General features: G+C 53.3%; 12 protein-coding genes and 2 tRNA genes. 9 read left to right on the top strand and 5 right to left on the bottom strand.

The window, feature by feature from the left end; genetic code table 11:
- The 6 genes from ACQYWX_RS20450 to der all read left to right on the top strand — a co-directional run bounded on the left by ACQYWX_RS20450 (nucleotide 1) and on the right by der (nucleotide 6866).
- Nucleotides 1-999 (top strand): RodZ domain-containing protein, encoded by a 999-nt coding sequence (locus ACQYWX_RS20450; protein ID WP_431686155.1) that lies wholly within the window; start codon nucleotides 1-3, stop codon nucleotides 997-999.
- Between the two features lie 12 nt (nucleotides 1000-1011).
- Nucleotides 1012-2124: a flavodoxin-dependent (E)-4-hydroxy-3-methylbut-2-enyl-diphosphate synthase gene (ispG, locus tag ACQYWX_RS20445; RefSeq protein WP_127972092.1), complete on the top strand. Its 1113-nt coding sequence runs from the start codon at nucleotides 1012-1014 to the stop codon at nucleotides 2122-2124.
- Nucleotides 2125-2243: 119 nt separating this feature from the next.
- Nucleotides 2244-3521, top strand: coding sequence for a histidine--tRNA ligase (gene hisS / locus ACQYWX_RS20440; protein WP_431689525.1), 1278 nt, complete (start codon nucleotides 2244-2246; stop codon nucleotides 3519-3521).
- A gap of 37 nt (nucleotides 3522-3558) precedes the next feature.
- Complete coding sequence (locus ACQYWX_RS20435) at nucleotides 3559-4212, top strand: YfgM family protein (protein WP_431686154.1); 654 nt, start codon at nucleotides 3559-3561, stop codon at nucleotides 4210-4212.
- 55 nt (nucleotides 4213-4267) lie between these two features.
- Nucleotides 4268-5374 carry an outer membrane protein assembly factor BamB gene (gene bamB, locus ACQYWX_RS20430; RefSeq protein ID WP_253938379.1) on the top strand — a complete coding sequence of 369 codons (1107 nt, stop codon included), beginning with the start codon at nucleotides 4268-4270 and terminating at the stop codon, nucleotides 5372-5374.
- 73 nt (nucleotides 5375-5447) lie between these two features.
- Nucleotides 5448-6866 carry a ribosome biogenesis GTPase Der gene (gene der, locus ACQYWX_RS20425; protein WP_127972084.1) on the top strand — a complete coding sequence of 473 codons (1419 nt, stop codon included), beginning with the start codon at nucleotides 5448-5450 and terminating at the stop codon, nucleotides 6864-6866.
- Between the two features lie 45 nt (nucleotides 6867-6911).
- Here the strand turns inward: der and pta are convergent, their stop codons facing one another.
- The 3 genes from pta to ACQYWX_RS20410 form a co-directional block, all read right to left on the bottom strand.
- Complete coding sequence (pta, locus tag ACQYWX_RS20420; RefSeq protein WP_431686153.1) at nucleotides 6912-9059, bottom strand: phosphate acetyltransferase; 2148 nt, start codon at nucleotides 9057-9059, stop codon at nucleotides 6912-6914.
- 60 nt (nucleotides 9060-9119) lie between these two features.
- Nucleotides 9120-10322 (bottom strand): acetate/propionate family kinase, encoded by a 1203-nt coding sequence (locus ACQYWX_RS20415; protein WP_431686152.1) that lies wholly within the window; start codon nucleotides 10320-10322, stop codon nucleotides 9120-9122.
- Between the two features lie 106 nt (nucleotides 10323-10428).
- Entirely contained in the window at nucleotides 10429-12849 is a 2421-nt protein-coding gene (locus tag ACQYWX_RS20410; RefSeq protein ID WP_279508185.1) for a bifunctional diguanylate cyclase/phosphodiesterase, read from the bottom strand.
- 231 nt (nucleotides 12850-13080) lie between these two features.
- Here ACQYWX_RS20410 and ACQYWX_RS20405 point away from each other — a divergent pair, with 231 nt between their 5' ends.
- The gene (locus ACQYWX_RS20405; RefSeq protein ID WP_216737431.1) at nucleotides 13081-13458 is read left to right on the top strand and encodes a hypothetical protein; all 378 of its coding nucleotides are present in this window, start codon (nucleotides 13081-13083) and stop codon (nucleotides 13456-13458) included.
- 47 nt (nucleotides 13459-13505) lie between these two features.
- On the opposite strand, the gene ACQYWX_RS20400 is transcribed toward ACQYWX_RS20405, so the two are convergent.
- Together ACQYWX_RS20400 and ACQYWX_RS20395 are read right to left on the bottom strand one after the other, a co-directional pair.
- Nucleotides 13506-14288, bottom strand: a complete 783-nt coding sequence (locus tag ACQYWX_RS20400) for a TatD family hydrolase (RefSeq protein WP_431686151.1) — start codon at nucleotides 14286-14288, stop codon at nucleotides 13506-13508.
- Between the two features lie 84 nt (nucleotides 14289-14372).
- Complete coding sequence (locus ACQYWX_RS20395) at nucleotides 14373-15584, bottom strand: EAL and HDOD domain-containing protein (protein WP_279508182.1); 1212 nt, start codon at nucleotides 15582-15584, stop codon at nucleotides 14373-14375.
- Between the two features lie 248 nt (nucleotides 15585-15832).
- Here ACQYWX_RS20395 and ACQYWX_RS20390 point away from each other — a divergent pair.
- Nucleotides 15833-15908 (top strand) — tRNA-Glu (locus ACQYWX_RS20390).
- Nucleotides 15909-16329: 421 nt separating this feature from the next.
- Nucleotides 16330-16405, top strand: a tRNA-Glu gene (locus ACQYWX_RS20385).
- Nucleotides 16406-16436: the final 31 nt, after the last annotated feature.

The following is a 16436-nucleotide window of genomic DNA, read 5'->3' as shown; positions in this document are numbered from 1 at the left end:
ATGTCGTCCGAGGCCGCATCCAACCCCGCCGCTAATGATCGACCGGGCAGCCGATTGCGTCAGGCCCGGGAGAATTTGGGCTGGAGCATCCCGGAGACAGCCGAGCGGCTGCATGTTATTCCACGTTATGTAAAAGCTATTGAGGATGGCGAACATAGTCAGCTTCCTGGCTTAGTGTTCTTGAAAGGGTATGTTAGAGCTTACGCCCGTTTGGTCAATCTGTCTGAGGACAGGGTGATCGAAGATCTGGAGCAAGAATTATCTCTGGAAGACGGCGGCTTTACGGAAGAAAGATCAGCTCCTACGCCATCCTATGAGGAAAAGCCTAAGAGTGGCGGAGGGTTGTGGCTGATAATGCTGGCGTTGGCGGTTGCGGCGGGACTCATTTACTTCTTCCTCTCGGGACGAGAGTTGGTGCCCTCGGAGGAAGCTGAACCGACGGTCCAGGAAGTGGAAACTTCTGTCGAAAATTTGGCTGTGTCTGGCGGCGACAGTGGCGATGTGGTTGAGTCGCTGGTCCCAGCTGATGAGCAAGATACCTCAGGCACGGAGGCTGAACCAATACCACTGGACAGTTCAAGTCGCGAGGAAGATGATCAGGCGCCGTCCCCTGAAGATTTTCTACAGCCAGAAGATGTTGGCGCTTCTGAGCCCTCGACAAGTGAGCAGTCTTTGGTGGCGACTGATGAGGCCCCTGTTGAAGCCGAGCCAGCTCCTTCTACAGCGTCCGAGTCCCCGGCTCCTCAATCTGCGATAGGTAAAGTTGCTGTTCGGGCGACATTTATTGGGGATTGCTGGTTTGATTTGAGAGATAAGAGCAACAACCGCGTTGTGGGCTTATACCGCCAGGGCGATGTGGTTGATTTTCAAGGGGAGTATCCTTTGCGCTTTATTATCGGCGCGGTGGACGCTGTGAAGTTGGAGGTAAATGGCAATCCTCTGGATTTCGGGCAATACCGAGTACGCAATAACCGTGTTGAAATGACCTTGGAACGTTGAGGTTCTGTTTTTATGCATTTTGAGTCACCGATAAAAAGGCGACGTTCGCGCCAGATTATGGTTGGCGCTGTGCCGGTTGGTGGAGATGCGCCTATCGCTGTACAGTCAATGACGAACACTGAGACCTGTGATGTTGATGCGACTGTAGCGCAGATCGAAAAGCTGCAGCAAGCCGGGGCGGATATTGTCCGAGTATCGGTTCCAACTATGGATGCGGCGGAAGCCTTTGCTGCCATCAAACAAAGAGTTACTTTACCTTTGGTGGCGGATATCCACTTCGACTACAAGATCGCACTTCGGGTTGCTGAGGTGGGAGTCGACTGCCTCCGTATCAACCCGGGAAATATTGGCAGGGAGGACCGCGTGCAAGCAGTTATCAGCGCCGCCAAAGATAACGGTATCCCGATTCGTATTGGAGTTAACGCCGGGTCGCTGGAAAAAGACTTACAGAAAAAATATGGGGAGCCTACGCCGGAAGCCCTGGTGGAATCCGCGATGCGCCATATCGATATTCTTGATCGTCATGACTTTCAGAACTTTAAGGTGAGTTTGAAAGCGTCAGATGTTTTCATGACCGTAGCGGCTTATCGCCAAATTGCAGGCCAGATTGAGCAACCACTTCATCTTGGTATTACCGAGGCGGGTGGGTTCCGTTCTGGCGCTGTCAAATCCGCCATTGGGTTGGGAATGCTTCTGATGGATGGTATTGGCGATACGATCCGTGTTTCTTTGGCGGCGGATCCAGTCGAAGAGATTCGCGTCGGCTACGATATTCTCAAGAGCCTTAAGCTGCGCACTAAGGGGATTAACTTTATCGCCTGCCCCAGCTGCTCCAGGCAGAATTTCGACGTGATCAAGACTATGAACGAGCTTGAGCGCCGCCTTGAGGACATCAACACGCCGCTGGACGTGGCAGTCATTGGCTGTGTCGTCAATGGACCTGGAGAAGCGAAAGAGGCGGACGTAGGTTTGACCGGTGGTTCACCTTCCAACTTGATTTATGTAGGTGGTAAGCCAGACCACAAACTGAATAATGATGAGTTGGTTGAGCGTTTTGAATCGTTGATCCGCAGCAAAGCCGCGGCTAAGCAAGAAGAGCTGGACGCGTTGATCGCAAAAGGGTAAATGTCTCCCCCGCGACATCATTTGCTCAAAGGTTCGAGCCTTTAAGTCATTAGCACAAATTTGAACATTGTCGGAGCGTCAATATCCGACAATCAGGAAACTTTTTAGTTAGAGGTAATATTTTGGCGCGTATTCAGGCTATTCGGGGCATGAACGATGTGCTGCCAGAGCAAACGCCAGTCTGGCGTTATCTGGAAGAAACAGCACGTTGCCTGTTTGAACAATATGGCATTGAAGAAATCAGAATGCCGATTGTCGAGCAGACGGATCTGTTCAAGCGCTCAATTGGCGAAGTGACGGATATCGTCGAAAAAGAAATGTACACCTTCGAAGATCGCAACGGCGACAGCCTGACCTTGCGTCCAGAGGGGACGGCAGGGTGCGTGCGCGCTGGAGAAGAGCATGGGTTGCTGTTTAATCAAACCCGCCGTCTCTGGTATAGCGGTCCCATGTTCCGTCATGAACGGCCTCAAAAAGGCCGTTATCGTCAGTTTCATCAAATTGGCGTGGAGTGTTTCGGCTTCAATGGTCCGGACATCGATGCCGAGCTGATCATCATGACAGCCAGATTGTGGAAGAAGCTTGGACTTTCTGAGCATGTCCAGCTGCACATCAACTCTATTGGTAGAGCGGAAGCGCGAGCGGAATATCGACAGGCTTTGGTTGAATATCTTAGCCAATATGAGGACCAGCTTGACGAAGATAGCCGGCGCAGGCTGTCCACCAATCCTCTGCGTATATTGGATAGCAAAGACGCCAAGACTCAGGAAATTCTCAAAAATGCGCCTCTGTTCAATGACTTCTTGGATGCAGAGTCCGCCCAGCATTTTGCTGGACTTAGAGCGTTTCTGGACAGGGCTGGTTTGAGCTATACCGTAAACCCGAAACTGGTGCGCGGGCTTGATTATTACGGCAAGACCGTTTTTGAGTGGATCACTGATTCGCTTGGAGCACAAGGCACTGTTTGCGCTGGTGGCCGCTATGATGGTCTGGTTGCGCAACTGGGTGGCAAAGGTACGCCTGGAGTCGGTTTCGCCATGGGCGTTGAGCGTTTGGTATTGATGCTGGAAACCTTAAGTCTGACGCCCGCCAGTCTGCAGGATCGCGCTGATTTCTTTATAGCAGCGCTTGGTGGCGAAGCTGAGGCGTATGCTTTCGACGTCGCTGAACAGCTGAGAGACCTGCAGCAGAACGTCCGAGTCGTTATGAATTGCGGAGGCGGCAGCTTTAAAGCCCAGATGAAGAAAGCGGACAAGAGCACGGCGGCTTATGCGCTCTTGTTAGGCGAGAACGAAGTAAATCAGCGTGAGGTAACGATCAAGCCTCTTCGTACTGATCAGGCACAAAAAACGCTGTCGCTGGAAGAGTTTATCCAGCGCGCGCCACAAATGATTTAATCACAGTTATTGATGCTTATTGTTGAGGAGAAGACAAGTGGATTCATTGCGCACAGAAGAAGAACAAATCGCCGCCATTAAGAATTGGTGGAAGGAAAACGGCAATGCGCTCTTGATTGGCATCGGATTGGCTCTGGCTGCGATTTTTGGCTGGAAAGCTTATCAGCAGAACGAAATACAAAAGAAAGAAGAGGCGTCGCAGATGTATCAGGAACTGGTGCAGGCGGCTGGCGCGGCGCAAGTTTCTGACGACGAAAAGTCTCAGGCTAACATCACATTCCTGGCGACTGAGCTTCAGACTAAATTTCCAGGCACAACTTATGCGCTTTATGCAAAGTTGTTTGAAGCGCAGCAAGCGGTAGAGAAAAAGGATTTCGCTGGCGCGGAAACCGCATTAAAAACAGCCGCGTCGGAGACTGAAGACGAGGCGCTCAAGCGCGTAGTGTCTTTGCGTTTGGCGCGCGTATTGGCGGCGCAGCAGAAATTTGATGATGCGCTGGCGGCCCTGAAAGTACAGAAAGGCGATGCGTTTTACTCTCACTTTCAGGAGCTCGCTGGAGATATTCTGAAGATGAAGGGAAGTCGTGCGGAAGCTAAAGCGGCCTATGAGCAGGCGCTGGCAGACGCAAAAGAGCATGAATTGCCGACTGAGCTGTTGCAGATTAAGTTGAACGATTTGGCGGACGTATAAATCTATCATGAAGTTCCGAATTCAATGGCGCCCGTTAGGGGCGCTTTTTTTCGTTATGGCAGGGTTACTGAGCGGTTGCGGCAGCGACGATGTGCGTCCCGACCCCGCTGAGCTGAAATCCTTTACTCCCGAGGTAGAGCTGAAGCGTCTATGGTCCCGCTCTATTGGAGATGGGCAGGATGAGCAGTTTTTGAAGTTCGCGCCTTTTGTCGTTGATGACAAAATATACGCTAACGATATTGACGGCGAAGTCTATGCGATTGAACTGGAAAGCGGTAAACGTCTGTGGGATATCGACCTGGATGAGCCGTTGGTTGGCGGCGTAGGGGGCGACTATCGCAGAGTTTTTGTCGCCACTCTTGACGGCGAGCTGCTGGCGTTGAACCGGGAAAATGGAGAAATACTGTGGCGCGCGCCTACTTCCAGTGAAGTGTTGGCTCCGGCTGTATCCGGTTCAGGCAAGGCCATTGTGCAGACACTGGATGGAAAATTGGCCGCCTATGACGTAGAAGACGGCAAGAAGCTATGGGAATTCGCCAGCAATGAGCCTGCACTGACTCTTCGGGGCACCGCGAAGCCGGTGTTGCTGCAGGACGGTGTCATTTCCGGTATGGCGAATGGCTCCGTCGTCGCCGTCAGCGTTAACGATGGTCAGCTATACTGGGAACAGCGCTTAGCGACGCCGAAGGGGCGTACTGAGCTTGAGCGTCTTGTGGATATTGATGGCGATGTATTGGTTCAGGACGGCGCACTGTTCGCGGTTTCCTATCAGGGCCAGCTGTCACGTCTGAGTCCGATGAATGGCAAGGAAGAGTGGTCCATGCCTATGTCCAGCTATGTGACGCCTGGCATTGGGTTTACCAATATCTATGTTTCCACGACTGAAGGGGATGTGGTCGCCGTAGACAGAAATTCCAAAAAGGAAATTTGGCGTCAGTCTGATTTGTCCTATCGTGAGCTGTCTTCCCCCGTCGTTTGGGGTAACTACCTGGCGGTAGGCGATCTGGAAGGCTATGTGCATATATTGTCGCAGGTGGATGGCCGCATGCTGGCGCGGATTCATCCTGCCGGCGAACCCATAAACGCCGCTCCGCTGATTTATGGTAATCATTTGATTATTCTGGGCAGCGACGGCGATTTGAGCGTTTGGGACATTAAGTAATTTTGACGCGCGGCGATTTAAGTCGCGTTTCTTGTATAAGTTGTAACCGTATTATTTAGAGATATCCGCGATCATGAAACCGGTAATCGCCCTCGTGGGGCGGCCAAATGTTGGCAAGTCCACGCTGTTTAATCGCATGACCCGCAGCCGCGACGCGATCGTCGCTGACCTGCCGGGCCTGACCCGCGACCGTAAATACGGCGAAGGCGAGTTGGAAGGCAAACACTATATTGTCGTTGATACCGGGGGGATTACCGGGGAAGAGCAGGGCATAGACGCCGCCATGGCGGGGCAGTCATTCACCGCCATGAACGAGGCGGATGTGGTGCTGTTTGTGGTGGACGCGCAAGCAGGCGTTACGCCCGCGGACGAAATGATCGCCAAAGAGTTGCGCGTACGTGGCAAGCCCACCATTTTAGTGGTGAATAAAATTGATGGTATGCAGCCGGAAGTGGCGGCGGCGGACTTTTTCGCGATGGGTTTTCAGGAGTACATGTACACGGCTGCCTCACATAACCGCGGCGTGCGTTCATTGCTCGAAAAAGCGTTAGAGCCGTTTCCGGAGCAGGAGTCGCTGGAAGGCGAAGATGACTCCGGTATCCGCATTGGCATTATCGGTCGCCCCAACGTTGGTAAATCAACGTTGGTGAACCGTTTGTTGGGTGAAGATCGCGTTGTGGTATTCGATCAGCCCGGCACCACCCGGGACTCTGTCTATATCCCCTACGAGCGATTGGGCGAGCGTTATACCCTGATTGATACAGCAGGGGTGCGTCGGCGTAAGAACGTCAGCGAGGCGGTGGAAAAATTCTCTATAGTGAAGACCTTGCAGGCGATCAAGGACGCGCATGTGGTTATGCTGGTCCTGGACGCTCGTGAAGGCATTGTTGACCAGGATTTGCATTTGCTTGGTTTCGCCATTGAAGCCGGGCGTGCTTTGGTTCTGGCGATCAACAAGTGGGACGGTATGTCTCAGGATGACAAGGATAACGTGCGTCGTGAGATCGATCGACGCATGGGGTTTGTGGAATACGCGCAGATCCACTTTATTTCCGCGTTGCATGGCACCGGCGTTGGGCATTTGTACGAGTCAGTGCATGAGTGCTTTGACAGCGCTATGGCCAAGTGGTCCACCAACCAGTTGACCACACTGTTGGAAGACGCTGTTTCCCAGCATCAGCCGCCAATGGTCAACGGACGTCGCATCAAGTTGCGTTATGCGCACCAAGGCGGCTCGAATCCCCCGCTTATCATTGTGCATGGCAACCAGACTGACGCTCTGCCAAACAGCTACAAGCGTTATCTGGAGAATACTTTCCGCAAAGTGCTAAAAGTGGTCGGTACGCCGATTCGCTTTGAGTTCCGTAGCGGCGAGAACCCCTTTGCAGGCAGAAAGAACAAGCTTTCGCCACGTCAGCAGAAGAAAAAAGAGCGCTTGATGAAGCACGTTAAGAAGCTCAAACATAAGCAGAAACGCAAAAAATCCCGCTAACATCGTTTCTTGCGTTAAGCGTCGCCGGAGTCCCGGCGACGTCTCCTAATTTTCCATCACTTCTGTATTTTGCGTCGCCTGAACTGCTGTCAGCGCGATGGTGTAGACGATATCCTCCACCAGCGCCCCACGAGACAGATCATTAACCGGCTTCTTTAAACCCTGTAGCATCGGGCCCATGCTGATGACATTGGCGCTGCGCTGCACTGCCTTGTAAGTGGTGTTGCCGGTATTCAAATCAGGAAATACGAATACGGTCGCCTTGCCCGCTACTTTGCTGTCCGGGGCTTTGGTCTTGGCTACGTCCTCAATGGCGGCGGCGTCATATTGCAAAGGGCCGTCCAAAGGTAGATCTGGACGTTTCTCATGGGCCAGTTTGGCGGCGGCTCTTACTTTATCGACGTCGCTGCCGGTGCCTGAATCGCCAGTGCTGTAGCTGAGCATCGCCACACAGGGTTCGATGCCGAATAGGACGGCGGAATCAGCGCATTGGAGGGCGATGTCGGCGAGTTCCTCGGCATCTGGGTCCGGGTTTATGGCGCAATCGCCATACACAAGAACTTGTTCTGGCAGACACATAAAGAAAACCGAGGATACAATACGGCATTCCTTACGTGCTTTGATTAGCTGTAGAGCCGGGCGTACCGTATTGGCGGTGGTATGCACGGCGCCGGACACTAGTCCATCCACTTCGCCGAGCGCCAGCATCATGGTGGCCAGCACGACATTATCTTCCAGTTGCGCCTCCGCCATTTGCGGCGTCAATCCTTTGTGCTTACGCAGCTCCACCATGGGTGAAATGTATTTCTCTCTGACCTGATCCGGCTCGATGATCTGAATAGCGTCTGGCAATTGCACGCCCTGAGCTTCGGCGACGGCAATAATTTCCTGGCGCTTGCCTATCAAGATGCATTTCGCAATGCCGCGCTCATGACAAATGGTGGCGGCTTGTATGGTTCGTGGCTCGTTGCCTTCGGGAAGAATAATCGTCTTGTTGGCTTCCTTCGCTCGTTTCGATAGCTGGTAGCGAAAGGCCGCTGGCGACATACGAGGCTTGCGCGGCAGGCTGACGGATTGCTTGAGCCATTCAGGGTCAATATGGCCGGACACGCTGGCGATAACGGACTCGATACGCTCCATGTCATCCAGGGGGACTTCGGTGTCCATGCGCGATACCGCGGTCGCGGTGACATAAGTGTCCTTACGGGTGCTCAGCACGGGAAGACCGGTATCCAGTGCGGACTGGCATAATTTCAGCGTGCGTGGGTCCGGTTTCAAGCCGCCGGTTAGCAATAGGCCCGCCAGGGGGATGCCGGTCAGGGCGGCGGCGCAACTGGTGACGAAAATATCTTCACGATCACCGGGCGTGATGATCAATGCGCCTGGCTTCAGGCGGCTGACCATATTGGGAATGGTGCGGGCGCACACGGTCGTGTGGAGTACTCTGCGTTGCCTGGATTTGCCTTCGTTCAAATACTCCGCTTCCAGTTCTTCAACAATGTCTGAGGTCCTGGGCGCAACCAGATCGGCGCGCCAGGGAATGCTGGCGATGAGGCGGAAATGAGATTGCCGGAATACGTTGCACTCTTTTCCATAATCATGTCTTTCGGTTGGAATCTCGTCCTCATCTCCGTCGTCGCTAAAGGGCGGCTCGTCGCCGTGAGGGGCATGAACCTTGTTGAGCACACAACCGACTACATCAGGGTCCGACGGGTCCGCAAATAGCCGGGCGGCGAGAGACAGGTGGTCGTCCAGGTCTTGCGGGGGCATGCCATCAGGAGCGGCGACCAGGATGACTTCAGCGTCGAGGTTGCGCGCCACCTCTACATTCAGGCGGGCTGAGTAATCGTCGCCAGGTGGAGGCGCGACGCCTTCCACGATGACGACGTCGGCCTCTGTATCCACTTTGTGAAATAGCGCGATGGTTTGCTCCATCAGCAGAGGCGTTTGCTGCTGGCTCATCAGACTGTGGGCGTAGCGTAATGGCATGGGATCAGGGACTGTTAAGCCCATTTTTTCCCGGGTGAATACGATTGAGCGATCCGTTTCATGATGATTATCGCGGGGTTGTGCGAATGGTTTGAAAAACGCGACGCGCAGCCCCACGCTATCGTAGGCCCTGAGTAAGCCAAGGCAGACGGAGGTCAAGCCTACTGCGACGGAGGCGGGGGCGATAAAGAGAACTTTGGCCACGATGATTCCTCTTGGTTAGGGCGGTGAAAACATGGCGACGTTCGATGACGTCTACAGCGATTATTTGTTGCGCCTAATCAACGCCAGGGTGTCTCTGGCGATAAGAAGTTCCTCGTTGGTGGGAACGACCATGATGTTTAGCGTGTCGTCCTTGGATATGCGTCCCTGGCTTTCTTCTCCGTGGCGGTGGTTCGCCTCGTCATCCATGTCGACGCCCAGAGGCTTGAGCCAGGCGCATACCTTGGCGCGTACGGGCGCTGCATTTTCGCCGATGCCCCCGGTGAAAATAATGGCGTCCAGCGGCGCTGTCGCCAGATAGTAGCCGGCGATCGTTTTCGCCAAACGATAGCAGAAAATATCGATCGCCAGGGTTGCCTGCTGATGGCCTTCATCACTGAGACGCAGCAGCTCGCGCATATCATTGCTGACTTCTGAGACGCCAAGCAGTCCACTCTCCTTATTTAGCAGGTGCGATAGCTGATCGGGTGTGTAATTCAGCGTCTGCGTCAAATGCAGGACCAGGCCGGGGTCGAGATCGCCGCAGCGGGAACCCATTACCAGGCCTTCCAGAGGCGTCAATCCCATACTGGTGTCGACTGATACGCCGCCTTTAATAGCGGCGGCGCTGCATCCGTTACCGAGATGAGCGCTGATGAAATTGCAGTCGTTCAGCGATTTGCCAAGCAGATCGGCGGCGCGTCCAGCGACAAAGCGATGGCTGGAGCCGTGAAATCCGTAGCGCCTGAGTCCATGCTCTCGATACAGCTCGTAGGGAAGGGCGTAAGTGTACGCATACTCCGGCAGGGTCTGATGAAAAGACGTGTCGAATACCGCGACTTGATTTAGGTTCGGAAACTTCTGCGCAATCGCCTTGATGCCCAGCAAGTTTACCGGGTTGTGTAAGGGCGCCAGCTTGGCGCACTGTTCAATCTGGGCGATTACTTGCTCGTCAATAATGGCTGAGTCGCGAAAAGTCTCGCCGCCATGCACGACTCGGTGTCCGACGCCTGTCAGGTCCTTAGCGTCGATACCGTGCTCATGCATATGTTGGAACAGTTGGTCGATGACGCGGCCATGGTCTGCGTTGGGGCAAGGTTGGCGCTTGTCTTCTTCGTGACGCCAGCGCATGCGAAAATTGGCTTCGGCGGAGCCCAGACGTTCGGCGATGCCGGTGAGTAGGGGAGCGTCTTGCTCGGGGTCGATTATGGCGAACTTGAGTGAGGAACTTCCACTGTTCAACACCAGAATAAGTTTTCCTGTCATGCCTGCCTTGGATGCTTGTTTTCCGGTGACTTAAAAGCCGGGGTGATGATTCGCCCCTCAAGTATGGCTCATGATGACGACTGGCGCCTGTGAGCGCAAGGGGCGTTTAGGTGGCGTAGGCGCGCCGGTTTTCCGATATCCAGTTGCAGAAATCGCTTTCCGCCACTGGTCGGTTGTAATAGTAACCCTGTGCGTAATCGCAGCCTTTGGAGCGCAGGAACTGCATCTGCGCCGCATCTTCCACGCCTTCGCCGATGACTTTGAGGCCCAGGCTGTGAGCCATGGTGATGATCGCTGTCACCAAGGCAGCGTCTTCCGCCTCGGTGTTGACATCCTTGACGAAGGAGCGGTCAATTTTCAGGGAGTCAAACGGGTAGCTCTTCAGGTAGCTGAGGGCGGAATAACCGGTGCCGAAGTCGTCCACGGACAGTTTTACGCCCATTGCGTCCAGCTTGTGCAAGATCTCAAAGGTCTCTATTGAGTCATCCAGCAACAGTCTTTCCGTGATTTCCAGCTCCAGGTACTCGCCCGCTAGGTCATTGACCTCCAGCGCTTTCTGCACGGTATCGATAAATTTGAGATCGCGGAATTGACGTGGCGAGACGTTGACGGCGATCGTCAGTTTCAGTCCGGTATCCTCATGCCACTTTTTCACGTCTCGACAAGCGGTATGCAGCACCCATTCGCCGATGGAAGTGATTAGCCCGGTTTCTTCCGCCAGTGGGATGAATTTGTCTGGGGCCACCAGTCCCAGCAAGGGGTTATCCCAGCGAATCAACGCCTCTGCGCCGACCAACTGCCCGCTGGCGGTTTCTACAATCGGCTGGTAATACAGCAGCAATTCGTCTTGCTCAAGGGCCTTACGCAATTGCGTCTCCAGCTTGAGGCGTTCTCTGGATTGCTGGTTAAGGTCCGGGGTGAAGCGGTGGTAGGCGCTCTTGCCTTTGTGCTTGGCCTGATACATGGCCGCGTCAGCCTGTTGCAGCAACGTGCTTGAGTTTTCACTGTCCGTTGGATAAATGGCGATGCCAATACTGGTGCTGACGAATATTTCCTGATTGTTGAGCAGGAAAGGTGAGGAAAACGCCTGCAGAATGCGAGCGGCAACCAACTCGGAATCTTCGGGCGACTCCAGCGACGGCAGAATGATCAGGAACTCATCTCCACCCAAACGGGCTACTGTGCTGTTGCCGCGCAGAGATGAAGCGATGCGGCGCGAGGCCTCAATCAGCAGGGTGTCGCCATTGTCGTGGCCGAGGGTGTCGTTGATGTGCTTGAAGTTATCCAAGTCCAGGAACATCAGGCCCACCTGCGACTTGTCGCGGCGGGATTGCGCCAGCGCCAATTTGAGACGATCCAGCGCCAACATGCGGTTTGGCAGGCCGGTCAGCAGGTCATAATTGGCTTGTCGCAGTAATTGTTGCTCGTAACGCTTACGTACGCTGATGTCCTCGCCCAGAATCAGGTACTGAGACGACTCGCCATCGGTGTCGCGGATGGGAGTGATCACCACTTGTTCCCAGAACTTCTCGCCGCCATGACGGGTGCTGTGCATTTCCCCCTGCCACATGCCTGCGCGCTCCACCTGAATTTCAATGTTGTGCCAGAGCTGTTCATTCTGAGATTCATCAGGGCTGATATGCGTCAGAGTTTTGGGATGCTTGCCGATAATCGAATTCAAATTGTGGCCGGTCAACTGGCTGAATTTCTGGTTGGCGTAGGTGATTTTCCAGCGCTTATCGCAGATCAGTACAGAGGAGGGGCTTTGCTCAATGGCCAGCGACAACTTGCGGATTTCCGCCGCGTCCAGCTTTTGCTTCTCAATATCGTTCAGCAAGGTGAGGCGCATCTCGTTGATGGCGTCCGTGACACGCTGCAGCTCATCCGGCGGTTGGCCGCTCTTTTGTGAACGATCCAAGGCTAAGGGCGTGTCCAGCTGGTGAATATTAAGGCCGCGGGCGTAATTCGCCATTTTGGATAGATGACGTGTCACTAGATACTGAAATATCCATAGGATCAGTACGGAAATGAAAAAGGTTTTAAACGCCTGGGTTGTCATGATGACGAAGATGCGCTGCCGCAACTGGCGATAGATATCGTCAAGGCTGGCGGTGATGGTCAGTTCGCCCAGCTCATACAAATCGTCGGAAGAGTGCTGCAGCTTGATTTTATGCTTGATCGTCGGAATCCGCGGAGGGATCTCGCCCATCTCGATTTCTGAGTCCGGATAAATCTGCAGATGCAGGTGCACGATGTCGGGCAGGTTCAATATGCCCTGCATTTGCACGCGCAGTAATTTCTGGTCGAGAGACCATAGGCTGCGCGCCAGCGAGGACTGGTAACTGGTTTCGATCAGATTCATGCGCTGATCGACCAACGAAACGTCTTTCCGATAGTCCGCATAAACCTGGATGCCTGTGGCGAACAGCGTAAACAGGGAGCTACATACAAGGATGTAGCCCAACATGCGAAAAGAAAGCGGAGAGGTCTCGCGAAAATTCCAGACTTTGCGAAACAGGTTACTCATTATTCGCGGGTGCTCTTTTTTCTTTCATGTAGGTAAAAAAGCAGCTCAAAGTCTTTTCATGGCGCAACAGACCGGCAGCATTGGAATATATTAAACATTATAAACTTAGCCCAGCTTTCCACCTCGCGCAAAGCGTCAAACAAGGCAAAATTGGATTATTGACTCAGGTTGCAATTGTTCTGTTCAAAATTTAACCGCTTTGTGCAATACTTAGGAATGGAGGTGCGTTCTATGGCTGATAATACTGTAAACAGTTTGGCGACCAGTTCTTTGCAGCAACTTGATGCAGGTCGGTCGCGAGAACGTGAGCAAACCCGTCAGAATGTCGACAATGCGCAAACCCAGGCCCGGGAGACGACGCCCGCCGTTGAGGTGGAGCTTTCTCAGGAAGGCCGGGAATTGAGTCTGGCGAACAGTCAACAGGTTAACGCCTCGACTGAGACGGAACGGACTCAAGGCGCTGCTGAAAACGCCGCACCAACGGCGAATTTGGCTGAAACGGAAGAGGATCAATCACCGCCTCCCCGTGAAAGCGCTTCGCAGACGACTCGACAGTTTGACCGGACCGCTAACGAGGCATTGGGCACCGTTATCGATATCCGATCCTGACGAGTTCTCGCTGACGCGGAACCGCATTGCGGACAATTCGCCGCCGCTTAACCCGTTTGGAACAGGCGGCGGGCGTTTTCCGCAGTGTAGCTGCGCACGTCTTCTTCCGTTTCACCACGATACTGCGCCACTATACGAATCACTTCCTGCACAAACCATGGGAAATTGGTGTTATTGCGCGGACGCGGTTTAATACTTCTCGGCATAAGAAACGGACTGTCTGTTTCGACGAGGAGTCTGTCGCGGGGAACCTCTTTTACTAAATTCACTAGATCTCCCGCTCTACGCTCGTCGCATATCCAGCCTGTGACGCCAATGTGTAATCCCAGATCGAGATAGCCAAAGAGCGCCTCGCGGGTTCCGGTGAAACAATGCGTCACGCCGTGCTCGAAGCAATTCCGGTGCGCCCTGAGTATTTCCATTTGACGCGTGTACGCGTCTCTTTCATGGAGATAAAGTGGTTTCTGGAATTCGCGATTCAATTCAAGCTGAGCCGTGAACGCCCATTCCTGATCTTCGGGAGTGGAAAAGTTGCGATTGAAATCCAGCCCCATTTCACCCACGGCGACGACATGAGGTTGTTGGAGCAGCGACTTCAAGGTTTTCAGGCCTTCCTGATCTAGCGTTTTGGCGTCGTGAGGATGCACGCCAGCAGTGGCGAAGACATAACCAGTATGCTCTTCGGCAATCTTCGCAGAGGCGACGCTTTCTTTAACGCTGGTTCCAATGGCGATCATACCCTCGACCCCATGGTCGCGGCTGTCGTCCAGCAATTGCTGTAACTTTCCTTTATAGCGGCCGTTGGTCAAGTTGACGCCGATATCAAACATGCTTAATGAAATCCTTCAAATCAAAGCGCCCATATTAAGCGTCGGAGCAGGATTTTTCCATGTGAGAAGAGGATGGGGGCTGGGTCAGGCTCTAAAAGCGGATTGCTCGTTAGCCCACAGAATCGCCTGGCGATAGGTGGCGCTGATTTCTCCGCTATTAATATTCATTTTTTCCAGCAGGTTCCAATGGATGGTGTCCAGTTTGCAGCGCTCGTATTGCAAGGTGGTGTGTAACGCCAGCCCGGGTTTTCCTTTCATTTTTACCAGCGCATCACTGACTCTCTCAGAAAGAGGGAGCTTGTTTAGAATTTCTTCTATGGGCATGTCAAAAAAAGCTTCCAGGCAGGAAAACAGGCCGACGGTGAAATAAAGGTCTGCGGCCTGAGGCTCAATGGACTGGGCAATAAGCTCGCACATGCGGGCGCGAATCAAGGCGATGGTGATCAGCGCTTTAGGTTTGTCCTCAATGTTGGATAGCGCCAATAAGGTCGCCCATGACTTGATACGGCTGATTCCCAGCAGCATGACCGCCATATGAATGGATTCGATGGTGCGCGGACGTCGGTAGGCGGCTGAGTTCACCAGTTGCAGCAGCTTGACGCTTAGAGAGGGATCGCTGGTGATGGTTTTGATGATCTGGTCAATCGATAGCGCCGGGTTTTGCACTTTGGCGATCAATTCCATCACCGCCATTCGGTTATGCGCCAGTTTGCGTCCGGTGACAATTTCCGGCTTGCTGAAGAAATACCCCTGAAACAGGTCGCACCCTAAGTCACGACAGTATTCAAACTCCTCATGGGTCTCCACTTTTTCCGCCAGCAGGGTGATGTTCAGGCCCTTTAGATGCGTGACCGTCTGTTCCAACCTGTCCTTGGAAATGGCGGGAATTTCAAGCTTAACGATAGAGACGTACGGCAGGAGTTCGTCGTACTTGGTGCCTGGGACATAGTCGTCGAGAGCGAGGGTGAAGCCATTCTTGCCGAGGCGGATGATCGCCGTCACGATCTCATCGGTTAGCTCTATGGTCTCCAGTATTTCAATGACCAGAAGTTCTTTAGAGAAGGGGGGCGGCTGCATTAAAAGCGTTGCGGTGAAGTTTACAAACGCCTTTGCGCCGCCGGTTACCTCTCCGATAGGTATTTCTGTAAAGGCGTTGAGCAAAACCTGAGAGGTGGCCGCATTGCCGTCGAACTGGGCAGGCTGTTCGTTTGAGCGAAACAGCAGCTCGTAACCTACTATCTCTTTTGTTGCGTTAACAATTGGCTGGCGGGCCAGAAGAATCTGCTCAACGGTCATTCATCGCTCCCAAAGCGGGTACGTCACAAAACAGGGAAACCTATTTGAAGTGTAGACTAAATGCCGCTGCGGCTGCGTAAATTTACCCGCCACTGTCGCTGCAATGGGAGGCTGTTCGCACAGAAGAGCAGGGGGGATGGCCGAAAATTGAAATAAAATCGCCCCCTCATGAAAAAATTAGAAATTAGTGTTTGACAGGTATGGGCGGCTTCCATAGAATGCGCGCCATCTCACCGAGATGGTGTTCCGTCCCCTTCGTCTAGAGGCCTAGGACACCGCCCTTTCACGGCGGTAACAGGGGTTCGAATCCCCTAGGGGACGCCATATTTAAAAGCCCTGCATCGCAAGATGCGGGGCTTTTTTATGCCCTTCGAAAAGTCCGCGCTATCCTCTTTATTAAGTTAAGGATCCTCTGAAAAGCATTGGCGAGGCGGCCAGTGCAAGGAAAAAGTCGTCGAAAAAGCGCAGTTTATCGTGAATAAATGAGCATTTTGAGCCGACTTTTGACGCAGTAATGGCAACGCAGGTAGTTTTTCAGAAATTCCTTAAGTACCTATCCCTATCAGCTTTTATTCATATATTCATACACTAAGCCCATTTTCGTTATGGGCTCTTTCGCTTCGCTGCCTATCGAGCTGCTTAGAGGCGCTCGCATCCACATGCACGCAAACAATAGTAAGATTAGTGTTTGACATGCGTGAGCGGCTTCCATAGAATGCGCGCCATCTCACCGAGATGGTGTTCCGTCCCCTTCGTCTAGAGGCCTAGGACACCGCCCTTTCACGGCGGTAACAGGGGTTCGAATCCCCTAGGGGACGCCATATTTAAAAGCCCTGCATCGCAAGATGCGGG

The organism is Hahella sp. NBU794 (genome assembly GCF_050749805.1).
In the GTDB taxonomy this organism is placed as follows: Bacteria; Pseudomonadota; Gammaproteobacteria; order Pseudomonadales; family Oleiphilaceae; genus Hahella.
The sequence above is the reverse complement of the archived record's forward strand: the minus strand, read 5'-3'. Positions and strand labels throughout refer to the sequence as shown.